This window comes from Oleiphilus messinensis, assembly GCF_002162375.1.
Lineage (GTDB): Bacteria > Pseudomonadota > Gammaproteobacteria > Pseudomonadales > Oleiphilaceae > Oleiphilus > Oleiphilus messinensis.
In genome coordinates, this window is sequence record NZ_CP021425.1 from 4,636,117 (window position 1) to 4,658,011 (window position 21,895).

The 21,895-nt window shown below is 48.4% G+C and carries 20 protein-coding genes; 6 read left to right on the top strand and 14 right to left on the bottom strand.

Annotation, left to right across the window (positions count from 1 at the left end; translation table 11 throughout):
* Positions 1 to 6: 6 nt before the first annotated feature.
* Positions 7 to 1,002 carry a LysR family transcriptional regulator gene (locus OLMES_RS20050; protein ID WP_198343055.1) on the bottom strand — a complete coding sequence of 332 codons (996 nt, stop codon included), beginning with the start codon at positions 1,000 to 1,002 and terminating at the stop codon, positions 7 to 9.
* A gap of 45 nt (positions 1,003 to 1,047) precedes the next feature.
* Here OLMES_RS20050 and OLMES_RS20055 point away from each other — a divergent pair, with 45 nt between their 5' ends.
* Positions 1,048 to 2,121, top strand: a complete 1,074-nt coding sequence (locus tag OLMES_RS20055) for an alkene reductase (protein WP_087462898.1) — start codon at positions 1,048 to 1,050, stop codon at positions 2,119 to 2,121.
* 4 nt (positions 2,122 to 2,125) lie between these two features.
* Here OLMES_RS20055 and OLMES_RS20060 read toward each other — a convergent pair whose 3' ends face one another.
* Positions 2,126 to 3,223, bottom strand: coding sequence for a DNA alkylation repair protein (locus OLMES_RS20060; RefSeq protein WP_232465374.1), 1,098 nt, complete (start codon positions 3,221 to 3,223; stop codon positions 2,126 to 2,128).
* Between the two features lie 212 nt (positions 3,224 to 3,435).
* Between OLMES_RS20060 and OLMES_RS20065 the strand changes: the two genes are divergently transcribed.
* Complete coding sequence (locus OLMES_RS20065) at positions 3,436 to 5,334, top strand: leucine-rich repeat domain-containing protein (RefSeq protein WP_087462900.1); 1,899 nt, start codon at positions 3,436 to 3,438, stop codon at positions 5,332 to 5,334.
* A 149-nt stretch (positions 5,335 to 5,483) separates the two neighbouring features.
* On the opposite strand, the gene OLMES_RS20070 is transcribed toward OLMES_RS20065, so the two are convergent.
* A complete protein-coding gene (locus OLMES_RS20070) occupies positions 5,484 to 5,972 on the bottom strand; it encodes a nuclear transport factor 2 family protein (protein ID WP_087462901.1) in 489 nt (162 codons plus the stop codon).
* Positions 5,969 to 6,580, bottom strand: coding sequence for a pyridoxamine 5'-phosphate oxidase family protein (locus tag OLMES_RS20075; RefSeq protein ID WP_087462902.1), 612 nt, complete (start codon positions 6,578 to 6,580; stop codon positions 5,969 to 5,971). Before OLMES_RS20075 ends, OLMES_RS20070 begins: the two co-directional genes overlap by 4 nt.
* 161 nt (positions 6,581 to 6,741) lie before the next feature.
* Here OLMES_RS20075 and OLMES_RS20080 point away from each other — a divergent pair, with 161 nt between their 5' ends.
* Together OLMES_RS20080 and OLMES_RS20085 are read left to right on the top strand one after the other, a co-directional pair.
* A complete protein-coding gene (locus OLMES_RS20080) occupies positions 6,742 to 7,644 on the top strand; it encodes a LysR family transcriptional regulator (protein ID WP_198343056.1) in 903 nt (300 codons plus the stop codon).
* Between the two features lie 149 nt (positions 7,645 to 7,793).
* The gene (locus tag OLMES_RS20085; protein WP_087462903.1) at positions 7,794 to 10,070 is read left to right on the top strand and encodes a hypothetical protein; all 2,277 of its coding nucleotides are present in this window, start codon (positions 7,794 to 7,796) and stop codon (positions 10,068 to 10,070) included.
* Between the two features lie 10 nt (positions 10,071 to 10,080).
* On the opposite strand, the gene OLMES_RS20090 is transcribed toward OLMES_RS20085, so the two are convergent.
* Both OLMES_RS20090 and OLMES_RS20095 read right to left on the bottom strand, forming a co-directional pair.
* Positions 10,081 to 10,569 (bottom strand): putative molybdenum carrier protein, encoded by a 489-nt coding sequence (locus tag OLMES_RS20090; protein ID WP_087462904.1) that lies wholly within the window; start codon positions 10,567 to 10,569, stop codon positions 10,081 to 10,083.
* A gap of 50 nt (positions 10,570 to 10,619) precedes the next feature.
* Positions 10,620 to 11,405 (bottom strand): transglutaminase family protein, encoded by a 786-nt coding sequence (locus tag OLMES_RS20095; RefSeq protein WP_332454910.1) that lies wholly within the window; start codon positions 11,403 to 11,405, stop codon positions 10,620 to 10,622.
* Between the two features lie 297 nt (positions 11,406 to 11,702).
* Here OLMES_RS20095 and OLMES_RS20100 point away from each other — a divergent pair, with 297 nt between their 5' ends.
* Positions 11,703 to 15,134, top strand: a complete 3,432-nt coding sequence (locus tag OLMES_RS20100; RefSeq protein WP_087462906.1) for a mechanosensitive ion channel domain-containing protein — start codon at positions 11,703 to 11,705, stop codon at positions 15,132 to 15,134.
* A gap of 1 nt (position 15,135) precedes the next feature.
* On the opposite strand, the gene OLMES_RS20105 is transcribed toward OLMES_RS20100, so the two are convergent.
* From OLMES_RS20105 to OLMES_RS20120, 4 genes are read right to left on the bottom strand one after another with little or no spacing between them, the layout of a single operon-like run.
* Positions 15,136 to 16,107, bottom strand: a complete 972-nt coding sequence (locus OLMES_RS20105; protein ID WP_087462907.1) for a nickel/cobalt transporter — start codon at positions 16,105 to 16,107, stop codon at positions 15,136 to 15,138.
* Positions 16,108 to 16,150: 43 nt separating this feature from the next.
* Positions 16,151 to 16,822 carry a DUF1007 family protein gene (locus tag OLMES_RS20110; RefSeq protein WP_087462908.1) on the bottom strand — a complete coding sequence of 224 codons (672 nt, stop codon included), beginning with the start codon at positions 16,820 to 16,822 and terminating at the stop codon, positions 16,151 to 16,153.
* Positions 16,819 to 17,634: a metal ABC transporter permease gene (locus OLMES_RS20115; RefSeq protein ID WP_087462909.1), complete on the bottom strand. Its 816-nt coding sequence runs from the start codon at positions 17,632 to 17,634 to the stop codon at positions 16,819 to 16,821. The genes OLMES_RS20110 and OLMES_RS20115 overlap by 4 nt, the downstream gene beginning before the upstream one ends.
* Positions 17,627 to 18,364 (bottom strand): ATP-binding cassette domain-containing protein, encoded by a 738-nt coding sequence (locus OLMES_RS20120; protein ID WP_269767727.1) that lies wholly within the window; start codon positions 18,362 to 18,364, stop codon positions 17,627 to 17,629. Before OLMES_RS20120 ends, OLMES_RS20115 begins: the two co-directional genes overlap by 8 nt.
* Before the next feature lie 158 nt (positions 18,365 to 18,522).
* On the opposite strand from OLMES_RS20120, the gene OLMES_RS20125 reads away from it, so the two are divergent.
* Positions 18,523 to 19,458, top strand: a complete 936-nt coding sequence (locus OLMES_RS20125) for a zinc ABC transporter substrate-binding protein (RefSeq protein ID WP_087462911.1) — start codon at positions 18,523 to 18,525, stop codon at positions 19,456 to 19,458.
* A gap of 212 nt (positions 19,459 to 19,670) precedes the next feature.
* Here the strand turns inward: OLMES_RS20125 and OLMES_RS28090 are convergent, their stop codons facing one another.
* From OLMES_RS28090 to OLMES_RS20140, 4 genes are read right to left on the bottom strand one after another with little or no spacing between them, the layout of a single operon-like run.
* Positions 19,671 to 19,829, bottom strand: a complete 159-nt coding sequence (locus OLMES_RS28090) for a hypothetical protein (protein WP_157678417.1) — start codon at positions 19,827 to 19,829, stop codon at positions 19,671 to 19,673.
* 18 nt (positions 19,830 to 19,847) lie between these two features.
* Positions 19,848 to 20,609 carry a tRNA(His) guanylyltransferase Thg1 family protein gene (locus OLMES_RS20130; RefSeq protein WP_087462912.1) on the bottom strand — a complete coding sequence of 254 codons (762 nt, stop codon included), beginning with the start codon at positions 20,607 to 20,609 and terminating at the stop codon, positions 19,848 to 19,850.
* The gene (locus tag OLMES_RS20135; protein WP_087462913.1) at positions 20,599 to 21,045 is read right to left on the bottom strand and encodes an ATP-binding protein; all 447 of its coding nucleotides are present in this window, start codon (positions 21,043 to 21,045) and stop codon (positions 20,599 to 20,601) included. The genes OLMES_RS20130 and OLMES_RS20135 overlap by 11 nt, the downstream gene beginning before the upstream one ends.
* 2 nt (positions 21,046 to 21,047) lie before the next feature.
* Positions 21,048 to 21,719 carry an ATP phosphoribosyltransferase regulatory subunit gene (locus tag OLMES_RS20140; RefSeq protein ID WP_157678418.1) on the bottom strand — a complete coding sequence of 224 codons (672 nt, stop codon included), beginning with the start codon at positions 21,717 to 21,719 and terminating at the stop codon, positions 21,048 to 21,050.
* Positions 21,720 to 21,895 lie beyond the last annotated feature (176 nt).

A 21,895-nucleotide genomic window follows, 5' to 3' on the forward strand; every position in this document is an offset into this window, starting at 1 on the left:
ACCGCTTTACCGCCCGCGTCCACAGGGTGGAGAGTGCAACAACTCCGGCCCGAATCGAAACTGGTCTTTCATCGATAAAATATGGTCCAACACAGCCTCGAGCCGCTTCGGTTTGTTCAGCCCGGATCGGTAAACCAGATAGATTGGCATTGGCACCGCATGCCAGTCCGGCAATACTCGAACCAGTTTGCCCTCATGCCATTCACACACCAGTTCATTCGCCGGAATTTGCGCAATGCCCAATCCAGCTATAGCACCCCCTTTCAATCCCTGTATGCTGGGGCAGTAAAAGTTGCTGTTCACATCCACCGAAATCGTCTCCTGTTCCGACATGAGTGTCCACGGAATCGAGTCAGAATTACGTTGAAAACGAAGGCAGTTGTGATGCATTAAATCCAGAGGACTTTCGGGTATCCCCTGCTCTTCAAGATACCCGGAACTGGCCACCAATACGCGAGTTGAATAACCAATCTCCCTGGCCACGAGCCGATCATCTGCAACCTGCCCGATTCTAAGTGCCAGATCAAAGCCCTGAGAAAACAGATCATCAAAACCATAGGACAACTCCAGTGAGACCTTGATCTTGGGCCAGCGTTTCATGAACGGGGTCAGCACATAATTGGTAAGAAATCCACCTAGCGTCGGTGGTGCCGAGATCCGCAACATGCCCTGTACTTGTTGCTCCATTTCCTGAATGTCTTGGGTTAAGGAGCGGAACTCATTGACCAGTTGTGCCGCACGATCATAGACGATTTGTCCGGCTTCTGTAATCTGGATTTTTCGGGTCGACCGCTCCAGCAATTTGGTTTCCAGATGCTCCTCCAACTTGGTGATTGCTTTGCTGACCGTTGATTTAGGTAAGCCCATCAACTCCGCACACTGGGTCAGGTTCATTTGCTGGCAGGTTGTCACAAAGACAGACAGGGTTCTGAAGTCAATAGTTTCCAAATTACGAACAATCACTTTCAATTTACCATATTGTTTCACATTCCTATAAACCATACGCTAGCGCCATGATCAACTCAAGCAAATTATCTGGAGCTTTACATGTCCACCACACTTAACCTGCATTCTGAAATCCAACTGGGTGATATCAAACTGAAAAACCGCGCACTCATGGCCCCGCTCACCCGGGCTCGGGCGGTGAATCACGTTCCTACAGAGTTGATGGCGGAGTATTATGCGCAGCGCGCAGGAGCGGGCCTGATCATCGCCGAGGCAACAATGGTGATGGAAGGAACATCAGCTTTTGTAAACGAACCCGGTATTTATAATCAGGCACAAATCGATGGCTGGCAAAAGGTCACCGACGCGGTTCACGGAAAAGGCGGCAAAATCTTCTTGCAACTCTGGCACGGGGGGCGCGCCAGCCATCCCGATTTGAATGGTGGCCGTGCAGCCGTTGCCGCCAGCCCGATTGCTATCACGGATTCTGAGGTCCATACGCCGGACGGCAAAAAGCCTTACACCGTCCCACGGGCGCTGGAAACAGATGAAATACCAAGTATCGTGGCGGCTTTCAAGCAAGCAGCGATCAATGCCAAGGCCGCCGGTTTCGACGGTGTAGAGGTTCACGGTGCAAATGGCTACTTACTGGATAACTTCCTGCGTGATGGTACCAACCAGCGTAAGGACCAATACGGCGGCTCCATCGAGAATCGCGCCCGCTTACTATTTGAAGTTTTAGAGGCGGTTATCGAAGTCTGGGGATCAGGAAAAGTCGGCCTGCGCACATCTCCCCTAAATAGCTTTAACAGCATGAAAGACAGTGACCCCGTTGGTTTAACCACCTGGTTGGCTGAGCACCTTAACCAATTCGATCTTGCTTTCTGGGATTTAATGCGTACCGATTTCTTTGCTCAACAAAGCGGCGAAATCATGACACCTGCGCGTACCCTGTACAAAGGCAACCTTATCGGCAATATGGGTTACAACCAGGACGAGGCTTCAACAGCCATCCACCAAAAGCATTTGGATGCCGTAGCCTTTGGTGTACCCTTCATTGCCAATCCCGACCTCGTTGAACGCTTCGCTGCCAATGCAGCACTGAACGAAGCTGACCCGAACACGTTTTATATGGGAGGAGCAGAAGGGTATACGGACTATCCGACGATGAATTAACCTTTCATCCCCTCAACCAAAACACTTCTCGCCCCACTTCAACGCCGTTGATCTGGACGGCGAGGATGTGTTCGCCGGGGTAGTATTTCCGGGTGGTAACGGGTTTAAACGAGTGGCTTTTTTCAATCCGTTGGGGATTCCCGGAGTTGAGTGTGACAGACTTCAGTTTGAACACTTTCGGTGCGGTTTTGCCGTTTGCTTTTTGATGATGAACGACATAATCGACCACAACAGACTGTTCATCCTGTTCCGTCTCGAGCAGGACTGTAAACGGCAGCGACTCTCCAATACTCAGTTCTTTTTGATTCAAGCTCAATTGCGCTTGCACCTGATGATTTGCAGAATAACCAAGCAGCGCGAATACATCAGGGTGGCCTTGTTTGACCAGCGTTCGTAGAGCCTGTTTAACGATCCACGCTGTCTCGGCACCCTGGTTTAACTCCAGCCACCGTTGGCAGGTTTGAATCACTAAATCCGGATGATCTTTACTGATATCATTCAGATTATTGGCCACCGACCGGCGCACATAAAGATCCGGATCATTATTCAGTCGTTCAAGCACCGCCAAAACCGGTGCAGGATCATTGATAAATTCATTTAACCGAATCCCCCAAGGCAAACGCGGTCGACAACCTTCCGATGCCAGGCGGCGCACGTGTAAGTCCTCGTGTTCGCTCCAGTCCTGCAACTTTGCATTCGTCAGTTCAGGGTGCTTTTGAATAAAAGGGCGAACCGCAAATTCGGCACTGAATAGCGACGTCAGTTTTTCCAGCACATCCAGCGCGATGTCCGGATGATCCAGACCGGCTACCGCAACGTAGTCAATAACCGGCCATGCTGCGAATCCTCTCAAGGCATCATTTTCATCCCCACGATCCCAAACCGGCGGTAACTGCACCAAACGCTTCGCAATCTCAGGAAACGTGCCTTCCAAATGGGTCTGCAGACGCTCGATTAGAAAATCAACACGTTGTTTCAACTCCAGCGCTTCAATTTGGCTGCAGGCCTCATCCACGAAGGTGTCTACATTCAGCTCATTAAACACCTGTGCAAGATTATTCGCCATTCTCTGAATCGCAGCCCGATCCAGGCCTTCCTTCATTGGCTTCACGTTGTGCGGTCCTATTTGTTGTCTATTATCTGGAGACAAGATTCTACAGAATACGGGCCACAGAGCAATATTCATGACATCACAATTTTCGCTATTGCTTTCCCTTTCTTGCGGGAACCACTTCGTCGATTTTGGAAATTGACCGGAACACTAACTGTTTGATAGTCTTTTGCGCTTATGGATATAACTCAAAGGAATGAATCATGGAACGGAGCCCCATTGGGCCGGTTGCAATTGCATCGGCTTTACTCCTCTCGGGTTGTGGAAGCGATAACAAAAGAGTAGAACAACTCCAGTTTAATGATGCGAATTTTCAAGCCTGTATTGAAAATACAAAAGCGGTTAATGAGTGGAAATGGTCCCACGACTTTACCACACTGGATTGCAGGGGATATGGCATCACCTCCCTGGAAGGCTTGGATCAGCTATCAGAATTAACGGCACTTTATGTCTCGAACAATCCGATTCAAGCTGTCGACCTGACAAAAAATCCCAAACTCGAAACAATCAGCATTGCAAACGCACAACTGCGGACAATTGACGTTAGCCAGCAGCACAATTTGAAACAACTGTATGTGCCCAATAATCACCTGGAACACGTTGATTTATCTGCCAATAAACAATTAGAGCGCTTGGGATTATCTTTCAACCCGCTTGCAGATTGGCCTCTACCCCCCCATTTGGAGCATCTACACACTTTGGAACTCGCAAGTAGCAAGCGAACGGTTATCGATTTGAAACCAATTCCAAATATCGAATCCCTCTATCTTGCTGGAAATGACCTATCGGACATTGATCTCAGTGGCAGCCCACTCCTACGCGAACTGGCCGTCGGTGTAAATAATTTGACTCGCCTGGATCTTACACACAATAAAGAGTTAACAGAACTTTCCGCTTCATATAATCAACTGAGTACAATCGACGTAAATCAACTCACAAATTTAGAGACGCTTTTACTTGGAAGAAACGAGCTCACTCATGTGGATGTAAGGGGCTTGACCAACTTGACACGCCTCTCGGTAGCGGAAAACCACCTAACTGAATTGGACATCACTGAAAACCCGAATCTCACGTGGTTAGAAGCCCATGCAAACCATTTAACTCATGTTAACTTGGATCAGAATGAGAAACTCGAGACCATCATGCTTCTACAAAACCCGATTGAGGAAATAAACACCCGTGAAAACAGAGAACTCGTTACGCTCCAAATAAGTCATACCAGCATAACCAAGATCGATTTATCCCAGAACAAAAATCTCCGTAGACTTGCTGTTGAGCACTCCAATCTAAACCGTATCGACCTTAGTGCCAACATCGAATTAGAAGTACTACACCTCAATGGGAATAAGCTACAACAACTCAATCTCACTTCGCTTTACGAGCTGAAGTTTCTCTATGCGCCGAACAATCGACTCAATTATCTCGACACTTCGCACAATGCCGTTCTACAAGTGATAGATGTTGAGCACAATCAGCTTTCGAATTTGGATGTATCTTTGAACGAAGAGCTCGAAAGTCTTCACGCCGGATTTAACCCTCTCACGGATATTGACTTATCAATTAATACTTCACTGCAAGTTTTGTCTTTGGAGTTTACTCCAATAAGGTCATTAGACCTCACTCAGAATATTCACCTCTTGAAGTTGATACTGAATGAGACAGCCCTTAATCACATCGATCTAAGCAACAACTCAATGCTCAATGAGCTTGAATTATCGTCCGCAGGCGTATCCAGCATTGATCTGGTTCATAATGTAAACCTCAAGAAAATTGACCTAAGCCAAAATGCACTGTTTGATATTGACCTCAGTGCACTTCCCGATTTGACATCAATTAATTTAGAACGCAACTATCTGAGCTATGTGGATTTAGGTGCAAATACCAAACTTAATATGGTCAGTTTATCAAGCAACGAGCTTGTCTCACTTTCGCTCGAAGAGAACCCGCATATCACAGAGCTACTGCTGTATAACAATTACCTAAGTTATGTTGATCTAAGCAACCTCAATGCGCTGATCACACTCAATTTATACGACAACCCCCTTTCTCCTGAGATGAAAAATCAGTTAACCGAAAAGGGGTTCGAAATACCGTGGTATTGAATTTACCGATAAGCCGCCTCATCCGCGGCATAGACCGGCGTATCGGGAAAGCGTATCTGAAACCCAAGGGGCGGCCCCAAAAAATAAGTGATCTCAATCACCATGAATGTTTTCTGGCACAATAACTGGAACAAAGCTGATTACCCACTTTACAGACCCAGCTCGGTCAAGCCGGGATGATCATCCGGGCGTCGACCCTGGGGCCAGTGAAATTTGCGTTCGTCCTCTGCGATGGCAACATCATTTATGCTGGCGTGCCTCTCCACCATCAGGCCTTTTTCGTTGAACAACCAGTTCTCGTTGCCGTGGGCTCGATACCATTGGCCTTGTTCATCATGCCATTCATAAACAAAACGAACCGCAATACGATCCGCATCATGAGCCCAGAGCTCTTTTATCAGTCGGTAACCATTTTCCGTCGACCATTTACTGGATAGAAACGCCACAATACTCTCACGCCCGGAAAAGAACAGATCCCGGTTCCGCCACTGACTGTCCAGGCTATACGCCGTCGCAACTTTCTCCGGGCTTCTGCTGTTCCAGGCATCTTCCGCCATCCGGATTTTACGAATCGCATCATCGCGAGAAAAAGGTGGAACAGGTTGGCGGGTATCTTCAACATTCAAATCAAAATTCATAGGGCACTCCCGTTTTTTGACAATAAAGTTCTCAGTCGATTAATTTCATCGTGCAAAGGCTGCACCATTGCTTCTATTTCAGGCTCGGTGAATCGGGGCGTGATGTGCTGTGGGCAATTCCAGTCAAAGGCTTCGACTTTGATCAGGGTACCCCACTGCACATCGGCGGGATAAGCCGAGTCGATGACTTTATTCATCAATGACCCATCCGAGAGCTCAACCCGGCTCGCATGCCCCATTATTTTCAGCCGCCGACGCCGGGTGTAATCCATCAAAAACAACGCGACCCGGTCATTATGCTGCAAGTGCCCGGCACTCATGTATTGTCGGTTTCCCTTGAAATCCGCAAAAGCAAGTGTCGACTCATCCAGAACCCGGAGGAAACCTTCAGGGCCGCCCCGGTGTTGAACATAGGGCCAACCGGTTTCACTGACAGTGGCCATGTAAAAGCTGTCCCGAACCTCAATAAAGGAGGTTTCACGCGCAGACATTCGGTGATTTCGTTCATCCCCCTCATCCAGACGTGTGTAGAGTTCTCGACTCCCCCACTGCTCCTGCAATTGCCGGATCGTTGGAGTGAAAGCGAGTTGTGCATAGCGGCTCGTCATCGCCAGGTCTCCTTATTTATCCCTATTTCCTATCGCGGAAAACACTTCAATCGTGTGACTGCATGTAGACAGTTTGACTGCATACACTTGAAATAAGAATAACTCCGAATGACAATTCATTATTCCACTAAATGAAACAACCAGGAGACCACAATAGGCTTATGGATCAACTCCACCAAATGACCGTTTTTGTCGCTGTCGCTGAAGAACAAAGCTTTGCCAGCGCGGCTCGGCGGCTAACCCTGTCCCCCCCGGCGGTGACCCGCGCAATTGCCACACTGGAATCCAGTCTGGGGGTCAAGCTGTTTAACCGGACAACTCGCCATGTTCGCACCACAACAACTGGAAAGCACTACCTGGAGGATGTTCGGCGTATTCTTGCAGCAGTACAACAGGCCAATGAATCTGCCGTAGGTATTAATGCCACACCGAGGGGCCGATTAGCGGTTACAGCACCGGTGATGTTCGGGCAGCGCCATGTTGTGCCTGGCATTACGGATTATTTAGAACGTTACCCGGAAACCCAAGTGGAAGCCGCGTTTTTGGATCGAGTCGTCAACCTGCTTGAAGAGGGGTTTGATATCGGATTTCGAATCGGTCACCTGCCGGACTCCAGCCTGAATGCCCGTAAAATTGGCCAGGTCAAACGCATCTGGGTCGCATCACCGGGTTATTTGAACACATTTGGGGTACCACAAACTCCGCAGGACTTGCAGAAACATCGCCTGATCTCCGCAAACTCAGGAAGCGTTTCCCCCGACTGGCAGTTTAAACACCAAGGCAAAGGCAATACCCTGCGCCTGAACCCTAGACTGACGGTCACCACTAATGCTGCAGCGATAGAGGCCGCACGGCTTGATTTTGGCATTACTCGCATTGTGTCTTATCAGGTCACGGAAGAGTTGGCTTCGGGCGGGCTCATCCGAATACTGAAGCCTTTCGAGCCGCCTAACGTCCCCATTCATATTCTTTATCATGAAGGCCGAAGAGCATCGAGCCTTGTACGATGCTTTATCGACCTGATGGTAGAGCGATTTGAGCGTGATCGATCGCTCAATACCTGATCGTTTATACGCTATACAGACAAATTTTTACCAAAACCTAGGGTTAGCCCTAGATGCCAGCGAATCTATTTTCTGCCAAAATAGAAATCATACACCCCAAGTGAATTTTCTGAATTTAGCATTTCAATAGTGGCTATAAGGACGTATAGATGACAATTGGAACAGTCAACACCAACGCAACACAAGCGAGTGAATATCAGTACACGCAACAACAAGATGACCTTATCTCGGTAATGATGCATGCAGACTACTTCAAATTCACACCTGAAGAACGGACAATATTCAATCAACAGTTCGCGGCACTCTTGCAATCTCCAAACCTATCACAAGAAGATGTTGAGCAATTTGCACAAATGATTCAAAAGTTCAGCCAAGAACCCGATTTCAGTTCGTTCACACCTGAACTGGCCCAATCGGTTGGGGATTCCATGAACCCCGCTCTGTTCAATGCCACTGTGGAAAAACTGCTGGAAGAAACCAATCCCAACAGCTTTAAAGGTAGTCTCGCCCAAGCGTTTTCCGAAGTTGATGTCGAGCTACTTTCGGCACAACAGCGTACGGATATTCTCAATACCCTGTTTGATGCAGGCATCAGTCAGGGCGAGATCAGTGAAACCGAGGCAGCTGAAATAACTGAAATGCTAACTAAGATCACATCCAACGCCACAGACACAGCCATCGAGTTCGGAAATGACTTCAGCATGCCGGCTCCCCTGATTACCGGATCAAAAGAACATTATCAGGATTTACTGCTCGGCACGGAAAACCGAGACATGCTGCAAACCTTCATACACGAGACGAAAGACAGCACAATACATTCACGGGATCAAAGCCTTATTCAGTTAACTGACAAACTGCTGGAAAATGGTGTGATACCGGAACGAATACTGGAATCAGGCGTTGGCGACTTGATAAACGTTTTTGTGAGTGCTGCAAGCCGCTCCGATGGTGAACCCGTGAGCGACGCACTGTACGAAGCCTATACCCACACTCTCTCAGAAGTGGTAGGACATGATAGCGATAATGCGTTTAAAGAAGTTGTTAAATACGCCTACGATAAGCTAAACGACAGGCCAACGGCTGCTCGCATTTCAACTTCGCAGGAGCGAGCCGATGAGCAGTACAATAGCTTTATGGATTCTGACCTCGATACACTCAATTCCGACGAACGTGTGGCACTGTTGGAGTCCTTGTTCATTGCCAAACAGGATGGCGAAATCTCGTGGGATGAGAAACGCATCATAAGTTACCAGAAGCAAGCCTATGATCGTGGCGCTGAAAACTTCTCACTTCATGGAAAGCCCCAGCTGGAGCGTGATTTTAACGCTGAAAACAAGGAAGACTTTCAAGCCCTACTGAAACCAACAGACGTTCGCGCCGAACTCAAGCAAGAGCTTAAGGACATGCCCAGCTGGCAATTCAGTGAACGGGATCAACGTATATTCAGCCTGATTAAGTCCCTGGATATTTTCACCGAAAAAGAGCTGAATGGCGGTGTTGCCGATCAAATAGATGAGTTCGTAACGGCTGCACTGAGCTCGGAAGGCGAAGACGTCAGTGACCAGCTCTACAAAACCCTGACCGATTCAATCGCCCAAACAGCCGGTGATAAATCAGCCTTTAACAGCCTGACCAAAGATATTCTCGATGGAGTTAATGATCGCTGGATAAGCAAAGGCATGCTTGAGAACACGTTACAATCTCGCGGAGTGGAGAATCTGAACCCAGAACAAAGAATAAACGTGCTGGAATCGCTATTTATTGCCGCCAAAGACCCCGATATCTCTATTAATGAGAGTAAGATTATCGGTACCCAGATCAACTATTATCTTACTGGCGATTGGAGCGGGAGAAGCGGTAAACTCTTCCACCGCGATTTCAATCCAGATGCAAAAGAAGACTTTCAGCTCATATTGGAAGATAGCACCGCAAGGGAAGACCTTGGCAAAATGATAGACCGCATCGACCAACGTTATGTCAATAAATACGACCAATCAATGCTGAAAATAACCGAATCTCTACTGGAACGAGATATCTTCACATACAAAGAACTCCACAATGGCACCGGTGATTTGATCAGTCTTTACACCTCCGCTGCATCGGGTAGCAGAACAACTCGAGTAAATGAAAACTTGTATCTGGCGCTTGGAAAAGACATTGCGAATACAGTCGGTCAGAGTGGCAATGATAGAGCCTTCAACTTTACCGTGAAGGCTCTATTGGAGGATTTCAAAAATAATTATGGTTCCTATCCACTGGAAGGTACATTCAGTCGCTTGAATAGTAATGACTTGACTACACTCTCCGCCGATGAACGCACGGCGCTGCTGGAATCACTATTCATCGCCGTAAGCGACAGCGATATAACCCGTCATGAAAGCGCAGTGATTAGGCGACAGTTTCAGGATTATCAAAGTAACGGCTAGCGCCCCGGAATCAGGCACAGGATTGCAACAATAATTGAATCGTCAAGAATGTATACGGATAAGCGCGAGCTTCATTACTCGCGCGCGGTCCTGCCACGTTTAAGGTTTGAATACCAAACTGCTCGCAAAAGGTTTTGATTATTTCCGCAGCGCGTGATTCTGGTATTTCCTGTGCGTCAATCAGCTTATAGGGTTTGCCTTCACGTAAACAGTAGGCAAGAGTCTGTTCAGTCCCGCCCGAGATAAGGCCAAAATAAATAATAACGGTGCCGTCGCAGTCACGAACATTGGCCAGGGTTCGGCGCTTGTAACCTGCCCCTGGCAAGATCTGTAAATTGTAACGCGGGTCAATCAATCCATCTTCTGCCTTGCGCCCCTCGGGACACCAACCACCGTGTTCCATACCCATTTCGATTGCGGCATCCAAGGCCGCTCGATCTACTCCGGTCTGACCGCCGGACACCACTTTAAATGCACTTTTTGATCCAAATCTGTTCATCTCTCGTCCCTCAGAAGATATCAAAAAGTTATTGTTTCAGCATATCGAATTCAACAGCGCTCTACGCTAACAGATTGAAAAACCGGCAATACGGCAGGCCCAAACTGAGTGTACACCGCAACATCTGCCGCATCCCGGCCATAGCCTATCGCAATATAACCTGCTCGCGCACTGGCTTGTGTCGCATCAAAAGTGTACCAACGCCCGCCGACAAATGCTTCAAACCAGGCATGTAGATCCATGGGTTCCAGCTGATAGAGATACCCCACCACCATTCGGGCCGGAATACTCAACGCCCGGCACAGTGCCAGCCCCAAGTGCGCCAGATCACGGCAGACCCCATACCCACGCTGATTCACCTCGATTGCCGAAATAGGAACAGTACTGGTACCCGGCTCATATCGAATATTCGCGCGAAGCCAATCTTCAATCGCTTTAACCTGATCATAGCCGAGTAAGCAGCCCTGGGTAATTTCCAAAGCCATATCACCGAACCGATCCGCTTCACAATAGCGGCTGGGTAACAGGAAAGACAACACCGAATCCGGTAAGTTCTGAACATCGACGAAGGGGGCACCCGGTGCTTCATCCAATTGATCCGCCGTAACGACTTCTTCGGAAGTATAAATTGAAAAAGGTCCGACCGGTGCGATCAGACGCTGGCAGAGATTCCCGTATACGTCAGTAAATTCAACCACCGGCACCATCGGTTCAAGACGATACGCTTCGCGGGCAATCCATTGGTGTGCTCCGCTGCGAGGTCGAAGCATTAAAATAAAAGGAGTGGGCAACGCGATTTCGAAATGCAGTTCACAAGTAGCTCGTAGCCACATCATATCCTTGGCCCTTTGATAAGCGAGAACTTACCGACAAAGTGTTCGGCAACACTTGCTACCCTACTCCACTCAATCAGTAATTTACAGCATTAACAGAAATAACTTTTTGTTTCACCGGGAACTGCTTTCCAACCTGGCAGGAATAACCCTGGAGGCCAGGCCTAAACCGTCAGTATATCCACATGACAATAACTAACGTGTGTGGTATCACTACTAACGGTATCATCAGTACGGGTTCAATCTCACTCCAAAACGTCAGTCCGTCACTTCATTCCGAAACTAAGGCAGTCTACTTTCATGAGCGCGACAGTAAAGGGCGAATTAACGCCAGGCTTCAACGGTTCAAAATGGCTCTTGCTGGTTTTGTTCACAGTTATGCTCTTTTTCGGGCCCATCGGGGCAAACGCAACGCCCACCCAGAATATGGTTGAAGAGAAGCTGCAACAGCTGGAAACGGAACTGGCGCTGTCTGACGCGACCAAGAAAACCATCAAAAGCAAGCTCCAGGAAACAGCACGGTTCCTGTCCGAAGTTGAAGAGCAGGAACGGGCCGCTCAAACCTTCGCGAAAGAAGCACAAGCGATTCCCGAACGAATTGATCTATTACAAACCGAGCTTAAAACCCGACAACGTCAACAAAACCCGCTCGATCAGGAAGATTTATCACCGCTCTCTCAATCCGACTTACAACAGCGCATGATCAAAGTGCAGGCCGAACAGAACAGCCTGCTGACCGAGATGCGGGAAGTGGAAAATCGACTCGCCCAGGCACAGGATCGGCCGCAGGTGATCGGACAGACACAAGGTACGTTGGCCACCCGTTTGGAACAAATCACCGCCACACTTTCGGCCCAACCCGACACGCCGGATTTAAACCTGAGCACACTTTCAGAAACCTGGGCCCTGGAAGCCGAGCGGGATGCCATTCTCGCCGAGCAACAGGCGCTGCAACAGGAACTTCTCGGGCACCAATCCAGAGTAGAGCGCTTGAAAGCCCGAATGGCTCTACTGGAGTGGCAGCTGCGGGAAGCCAGTAGCGCACTCAAGGTACTACAGGAGCATATCTCTGAACGGCGACTGGCCACCGTGCAGGAAACACAGAAAACGGTCACCCGCAAAGAACAAACACTGCAAAACACCCACCCGTTGATAAAATCCCTCGCCGCGCGCAATACCGCACTAAGCGACATGATGACCCAAATGAGTCAGCAACTGCAAAAGGTTGAAGAAACTACTGCCGAGATGACTCACAAATCGCTCGATTTAAATGATGCATTCCGCAGCACCCAACAAAAAGTCGAACTGGCCGGTTTAACCCAGGCATTGGGACAGGCCTTGCTGGAAGAACGCCGACGCCTGCCGAATACCGAGCTAATCAAGGCCAACAGCCTCGCCTCACAACAAACCATTGCGGCAGCAGGCTTACGTCAGATTCAACATGAAGAAGAGCGACGTGCCCTGAGAAACATGGCAGATTACATCAACCAACTTGGTAGCGATGTCACGCCAGATACCCTGGCCTCACTGCGCACAGAACTCAGTAACCTGGCAGAACAACGCTTGGAGCTGCTGGACAAAGCGATTGAGATTGACCAAGCCTACCTTAAGGCACTGAGCGAACTTGATTTTGCCCAACGGGAGTATGTGCTCAAATCCGAGGCGTTTAATGAGTATCTGAATGAGCGCCTGTTGTGGGTACGAAGCTCTTCCGCCATCAATCTCGCCATGGTTCAACACACCCCCAATCAATTTTTTGGCTTGCTGAATGATTTTTCCCAACAATCCTTTCAAACCCAGGCACTGAACTGGGTGAATACCAACTCACTGTACACCCTGCTCTTACCGGTTCTCTTGATTGCAGCCACCCAACGCACCTACTATCGTCGACAAATGCTAAGACTGGGGGAGCCTTTACAACGGCTCACCACCGATCAATTCATTTACACCGTCGAGGCGCTGTTCCTGACAGTGGTCTATTGTGCACTATGGCCTGCCATTTTTTACCTGCTTGGCCTTGGTTTATCCAAAACGCCAGAAGCTTCGGACCTGAGCCTCGCCATCGCGGATGCCTTCCAGCGCATGGCCATCGCCGTTTTCTTTATCGACTTTCTGTGCCGCAGCTGCCTGCCCAATGGCCTCGTGGCGACACACTTTCGCTGGCCCAAGGAAGCCGTTGAGTCCTTACGCAAAGATCTGCTTCGCTTCCGGCGCATTTTCCTGCCCTTATTGTTTTTCGCTTTTGTCGTTCTGGGTTCGGAAATCATCTCAGCAACGGGTGCCTTGCAGCATGTCGTCGTCAGCCTGGTGCTCATTACGTTTTCCTGGTGTGCAACCCGATTGATCCGGAACCCACTCGGCTGGCAAGCCATCTATCTCGCCCGAACCAAAAAAGAACCGGGCAGCGGTACATTAAAACTGCTGCAGACTCTATTCATCGGCGGCCCGATATTTTTGATCGCTCTATCCCTGTCCGGCTACCTGTACACTTCAGCGGCGCTCAGCCTGCATATTCTCTACACCTTGATGCTGAATGTGAGCATTTTTATCGTTCATCAACTGATTTTGCGTTGGTTGGTGCTCACGCAACGCAAATTGGCTTTCCGCAATGCCCTGGAACGTCGCAATGCAGCCCGACAGAAAAAAGCCGATGGCGTTGAAGAAACCGTTACATCGGAAGTGCTAACCGAAGTGGAAGAGCCTCAGGTTGACTTAAATGCCCTAAGCCAAGGGAGTCAGGAACTGGTTAAGACACTCCTGGTGCTTACCAGTGCCGTCGGGATATGGCTGATCTGGAGAGAGTTATTACCTGCATTCGGGGTATTTGAAGACTTTTCCGTGTGGCAATACACAGAAACCATCGACGGCGAAAAGCAAAGCAAACCGGTCACCTTGCTTGATCTTGCACTGGCCCTTGCCATCTTCGTGATTACCCTTCTGGCGGCCAAACGTGTCCCTGCGCTCGTGGAATTTATCTTCCTGCAAAAAGTCACTTTTGGCACCGGCAGCCTTTATGCACTCAGAACACTGACGGGCTACTTCATCGTTGCGGTCGGCACCCTCACCTCACTCAGCACACTGGGTGCCAGCTGGTCCCAGATCCAATGGCTGGCCGCGGCCCTGAGTGTGGGCATCGGCTTTGGTCTTCAGGAAATCGTCGCCAACTTCATCAGCGGTCTGATCATCCTGTTTGAACGCCCGATTCGCGTCGGCGATGTCGTCACAGTGGGGGATACCGACGGCATTGTCACCCGTATCCAGATACGGGCAACAACCATCCGGAACTGGGAACAGAAAGAACTCCTGGTTCCCAACAAGGAATTCATCACCAGTCGCCTGTTGAACTGGACCCTGTCCGACCAAACCAACCGCCTGCTCATTCCCATTGGCATCGCCTACGGCTCCGACGTGCGCAAAGCCATGTCCATCATCGCCAACATCGCCGAAGCTCACCCCCTGGTACTGAGCGATCCCGCGCCACTGGTCACCTTCGAAAGCTTCGGCGACAACGCCCTCATGATCTACCTCCGCGCCTACGTCAACGGCCTGGACCACCGCCTGCCCACTCTGTCCGACCTGCACCTGGAAATCTACGAACAATGCAACGACGCCAAAATCGTCATCGCCTTTCCACAACGGGACGTGCATCTGGATACGAGTCGTCCGTTGGAGATACAGGTACGGGAGTCGTCCTCGGCAACGGATTTAGGCAAAGGATCCAATAAGAGTTAATCTAAAACAATGGATGGCCAGATGACAAAGTTGATGCTGCACTGAATAAGCTCCAGCCTAATATAATCAAAATGGCCCCGCCCAAACATCGAAGATAAAGGCTTATTGGAAGACGAGCCGTCCCTCCCGTCTTATCCAATTGACTCACAAAACCTTCCAACCAGGAACGCGCATACAGCGAGCCCAGGGCAACCAAACTGACCATTAAGCCGGTCCCTATTCCCATCAAGAGTGTTGCAATGACACCATATACGTAAACACCCACCAAATGCGCATAAATCAAAACCACAATTGCCCCGGAGCACGGTCGAATTCCCATGGACAAAATCACGGTCAACGTATGCCAAATTGAATCATCTCGTTCTGGAACATGGGTGTGAGAACATCCACAAGCTTCATCATGCGAATGCGAGTCATGCGAATGATGCACGGCAGGCGTCCTGTCCCGACGAATTTTCAATCCCCGTCGAATCGAGCTTATGATCAACAAAACACCCAGCCCAATAACCAGAACATAGCTCACCGACGCCATATCATTCCCATACTGGTGAACATCCGAAAATTTGAATTTGAGCATTCTGGCCAGAGCACTCACCAGAAATATCGCAATCAATGACTGAAGTACAGCAGCTGAAAAAGCAATCAGCATCGCTTTTCTCACCGTTTCTTTATGGGTCCCTAAGTAAGTCACGATCACCGCTTTACCATGGCCGGGGCCAATGGCATGAAATATCCCGTACCCGAAACTTAACAGGATCAACGCTCCCCCGTACTGATACACATCTTCAGACACTGCTTGAATATGACTTGCCAGCATGGTGTGCAATGTTTTCTGCCACTCTACGGTTGCATCGACAAATGGGCTCCATTCACTGTAAATCAATCCAGCCAAACCCAGGATAAATAACGGAATGACAAACTTTTTAAGTCTTGCAAAATAAGAGTATGGAACTGAAGATAGCAGTGGATTCACCTGTATTTCTCTCTAGGAACCAGTGAAACGCCTGGCAATTAACTTAGTAACAATTAACAACGATCATATCCGCAAAAGCAGCCCCCAGACCCTCGGTGTTTTTTTGGGTCCGATCAAGGCTTTGCGCATACTCAATCAAATCGTCAGAAGGATCTGGAAATTCAATTTTCCTGGAGCATTCGGTCGCATCCCCGCCAATAATTTCGATGCTATTTTCATCTACGTGTATCATCGCAATATAGTAAGTTGGATCAAATACTTGCCAGTGCAGCGTTTTGTTCTCAATGTTCATGCCCTGTTGAATGTCAAAGATCATCTCCAGTTCCAGAACTTCATGTCCATTCTTTGCCTTGGTAGATAACCGGTAAGGGTCTGGCATCGCCAGCGCAATGTTTGCGCCATCGACACTCAGTTTTGAAAAATATCCATACGCTTTAAGGTTGCGAATCATCTTTGTGGCCATCTGCGGTAACCCAGTGGTGTCGTTGCCGTATTCATTCCGGCTATCGGCCAAGGTCATCATCGAGTAATAAACATCAAACTCCCACCGTTGTCTGATTTGAACTAAATGGGCTTGCTTGTCCAGAACAAAGCGGGTATTTAACTCAATCCAGCTATGTGGATGCGCTTGCACTCCAGCTATCAAGCCAAATATCGCGAGGAAAACGCATAGAGCCTGAACTACTCGTAATCGGATGTATCGGTTAATCGTCATCGCTGAATCGCCGAGTTTTTTGCAAAACTCAAGATCAAGGTAACAATGGTGGTTAAAACAAAGAAAAAGGCGCTTACTCCAACTATCGTCGGCCCCGTTGGTGTATCCAGCAAAAATGAGGCACGTAACCCCGTAAGACTTGCCACTGCGCCGAACGCTGCCGCTACTATGGCCATCATTTCGGGCGACGAGCTGAATGGGCGCGCCGTTGCAGCCGGTACAATCAACATGGCTGCAATTAGCAAAACCCCAACCACCTTGATCGCAACAGCAACTACAACGGCAAGGGCGATGGTGAGAATCAATTGCTCACGTTTTGGATTAAAACCACTGGCCAGTGCTAAATCCGGGTTGAGCGTCGACAACAAGAGCCCCGACCAACGCCAGATAATCAGCAACAACACCATCAAAGCTCCACCCCAAACGACCATGAGATCTGTTTTACCCACGGCCAAGATATCGCCAAATAAATAAGACATTAAATCAATACGGACACCGGATAGAAAAGACACCGCCACCAAGCCAATGGCGAGAGAAGAGTGGGCCATAACGCCCAATAAAGTGTCCATCGCAAACCCTTTCCCACTCAGCGACGAGACGGTCATCGCCATGACCAGGCAGACCGCCAATACCCACACGAATATCGGCGCCGAAAACGTCAATGACAAGGCGACACCCAGCACGGCAGCATGAGCCGTTGCATCACCAAAGTAAGCCATACGCCGCCAGATCACAAAACACCCCAATGGCGCGGCAGCAAGAGCGACACCAATACTGGCTAGCGTCGCCCGAAACAAAAAATCATCAAACATGAAACACGTGTCCAGAAGGCGAATGATGTGACTGTTTTTGATGTAAGTAGAGTGCAGCCTCATCATGATCCAAGCCAAACAGAGTTCGGTATTCCGGTGACTCACTGACTTTCTCAGGCTCACCTTCACAACAGATATACCCGTTCAGACAAATTACCCGGTCTGTTTTGCGCATAACAACATGTAACTCATGGCTAATCATCACAATACCACACCCTACACTTTCTCTTACCTCAGCTATCTGCCGGTAGAAGTCCGCAGTCCCCCGGTGATCAAGACCCTGAGTTGCCTCATCCAATAACAATAGGTTCGGCTTGCCAAGCAAGGCTCTCGCTAACAATACTCGCTGGAATTGCCCACCAGACAAATCCATTACCTGTTGCATACCCAATCCCGGAACTCCCGCATGCGCAAGTGCCTCAGCAACGGCCTTTACACTCTGTCCCGCTGGTAGATTCATAAACCGCCTTACCGTCATGGGCAACGTTTCGTCGATGTGCAGCTTCTGAGGCACGTATCCGACCCGCACATCAGGCGCTATTTTCAAAACACCAGAACTGGGGCGTACCGCACCAATCAAGGCTTTTAGCAGCGTTGTCTTCCCAGAGCCATTGGGGCCGATAATGGTCACAATTTCGCCTGACTCAACTGACATTGAAATATCATGCAATATCTGCCTTCGGCCATACTGAACAGATACGTTCTCACACGTAACCAGCCTTCTATTCAATGCTTACACCCATTTACGACACCAAATTATTCCAAATGAAGTTAGCCCTACTGCATTATTGATCAAAGCGTGATTTTATTTGCATAGGCTCCAATTAAAGTTATGATATAGCATATCATTTGCACTTTCTACCCAATCATTACCTTATGGAGAACCCTATGCGTAAAAAGGTAATCGCCTGTGGGCTTATAGGTCTCGGCCTTACATTTAAGTCCATGGCGGACAGCCCTGCCGTCGCGGTTGATATCGCACCACTTCACTCGTTGGTAAGCCAAGTAATGGATGGCATAAGAAGCCCGGACTTGCTTATACCCGCAGAAGCATCCCCTCACCAATACACATTACGCCCATCACAGGCTCGTGCACTGTCCGAAGCAAGGATTGTTTTCTGGGTAGGAGAAGGTCTGACACCTTGGCTGAAAAAAGTAATGGACAACATTGCCGGCTCAGCACAGAAAGTTGAAATGCTCGCACTAACAACAACCACAACATATCCGTACCGCGAAGGTGCCACCTTTGAGCGCCATGAACATCATGACGAGGAAGCGCACCCTGACGATCACAACGATCATGATCATCACGGTATCGACCCACATGCCTGGCTTGACCCTGAAAACGCGAAAACATGGACTATCGAAATAAAGAACGTGCTCGCGGAATACGATCCCCAAAATGCCGGAATCTATGAAAAAAATGCTCGGAAAACCATCGCCCAACTAGACCAACTCATCGAATCCACACACAGAACCGTTGATCACCTCGGCGAACCCAAGTTTATTGTATTTCACGACGCCTACCAATATTTCGAAAAGCGATTCAACATCACCGCCACCGGGTCAATCTCCCTGGGCGATGCAGAAGACCCAAGTCCTGCACGTATAACTGAGATTCAGAACACAGTCAAAACACTCGGTGTGAATTGCATCTTCACCGAACCCCAATACAACCCGGGACTCGTTCACAACGTATTCGAAGGCACCGGTATAACCACTATCGGCGTCATGGACCCACTCGGCGCGCACATCCAACCCGGCAACCAACACTACTCAAAACTGATTCAAGCCATGAGTGAAAGTCTTAGTCAGTGTCGGTGATAAGGGACTTCTGGAACAGGCATCGGTTGCACTCTCCTTCCGTGCGCGAAGCGCTTCGTTCAACTAACTTATTTCGACACACAATGCCGGCTCAAAATCGACGTTTTCTTCACCCGGATATCCCTTTGGATTACATATAATTCGACAAGGACCAATTTGATAATCCGAACTATTATGGCAATGTCCGTGTAGCCAATAGTTCGGGCCATTCTCTATGAAAAAAGTTTGTTCTTGATATTATCCCGAGCCCATTGAACGGCTCGCCCCTTAATATGGATGTCTCCCGCCAAAACGATGATATCCGACATTGCCTCCGGATACTGGTAGTCATCGAATTCAACATGCAAATCACTGAGAAGCTGTACTTTCATCGATCGAAATCCCTTTCCTTAGCATAATCGTAAAAAGTTGCGAATAAAATCACTATACTCGTCTTTCATTGGCAAATCATAATCGACCTTTATTCGATTTCGGGTGGCAAGAACGGCCTCACCGCTTCGAGGGTTGAACGATTCCTTTTGATAGCGTTCCCAATAGAGACCTGTACCACGTTTCTGCCAATCTGGGAGTTTGTTGAAATTTAATCCTCGTTGAAACAAAAACTCATTCTTGGCAGCAACAGACTTACCTTTGAATGCGGATGTCGCCTCCTGAATAGACGCCCCATCCTTTCTCATCTTCCAGTAACAGTGCGCACTAAGCGCATTTCGGTGCGCATCTTCATTACGCCAGCGAAAGTAATCGACCACCAGACTTTTACTTGGCAACTGGCTAATGCGGCAATCGAATACACCATGGCAACCCAAGAGCAAACTAAAAGCAGCACTTGCTTCTCCTGCCAGGATGGAATTCAATTTGCGCTCTTTTCTCCCAAATGTATTCTCCAGAGGGTCAAGCAACAATGAAATTTCATCGCTCTGGGTATAACCAAATATCACTTTAAATCCGCACTCCATCAAGTGTTTCGTAGTAGCCACCATTATATCTCTGAACTTTTCATCAAACGGCGCTTCGAACTGATAAACTTCTTTTGTCAGCCGCGTAAAGCCTCTGCCGTCCAATCTGACTACCAAATAAATATGAGGCAAAACGCAAAGATCATGAGCCGTTTCATAAACACGCATTTTCTTGTCGAGATCATCAAATTTCATCTTGCCACTCCTGCTTTATAAATCCTTCTTGATCTAGTCGAATAAAATACAGATTATCAAAACCTTCCGAATAGCAAGGGATTTGCAATTTGTTGTAAGTCCCTTTTATCGCTATATCGGGGATACAATCCTTCCCTTCTCGAGCGCCATTTCTAGCCAAGCACTCCGTAACGCTTGAACTGAAATAATAGCCATCAATTTTGAATCCAAACTCGCGAAATTTTTGAATATATTTCGCTCTGTCTAATTCAGTGACATTGGTATTATCAATCACTACCGGCTGCATTGTACTCAAACAGGCATCCAACAGTATTCGTTCACGAGCCCGCGTCTTCAGCATATCTAAATTGATACGTACATGCGTTTTAGAAAAACACTGCTGATAAAATGATGACTTACCGCTGGCTTGTACACCAATTAAAATGACCCCATCCATACCTACTCAGCCTCCTGCTTTTCAAACTGTCCTTCCTCCGAAGAAGGACACAACATTAATCGATCAAAGCCAATAGCAAACCCGACACCTTGTCTGTAACGTCCGCCACCTAATACCTGTTTTTGCGCTCCCAGCGATGGAATCGATATTTCAAACCCATCAGCGGTATAGTAGTCGAGCCCACGCTTCACTGCTGTTTGCACAACATAATTGCGAGTTCGCAACGCGATCATACGCTCTGCAATATCAACCAATTCAGCGGCAACATTGTCACTGGAGGGATTAATCACCTCCATTCCGAACTGGAGAAATTCTCTATAACGCCCTTCCTGGGGCTTTTCATAACGCCAGCAACGCTCAAAATACCAAAGCCGCACATCTTTCTTCCGTGCAAAGTATCTATCTGCAATCAATTGAATCGTCGCAGTCGCCTCGGGTCGCAGACAAAGCGCCCTTTGTTTTTTGTCTGGAAATGTGTACATCTGAGATAAAATTTCTGACCCCGCTTTATCAACGTAGATTTGAGCGGGTTCTATACTTGGCAGGGTAATTTCGCTAAACCCAAACTCGTCAGCGATATCGATTAGTTGATTTAACAATTTACGACGTTCCCTGGCCTGATCTCCCGTAATGATCCTGACACCACGAGTTTGTCGTTCTATTCTGAGTTCCATATCAATGCTCCGATCACTTTTTAAAAACCAATAAAAAAGCCCTCGCATCGCTGGGAGGGCTTTCTTCAGTGATCGGACTAAATTTTCACGTAAGCAATAGCTCCCCCAGCCGTCTATGCAGCACAATATGATTAATCATTTGGGGAATTGTATACGTTTTCATGACTTGGACAATA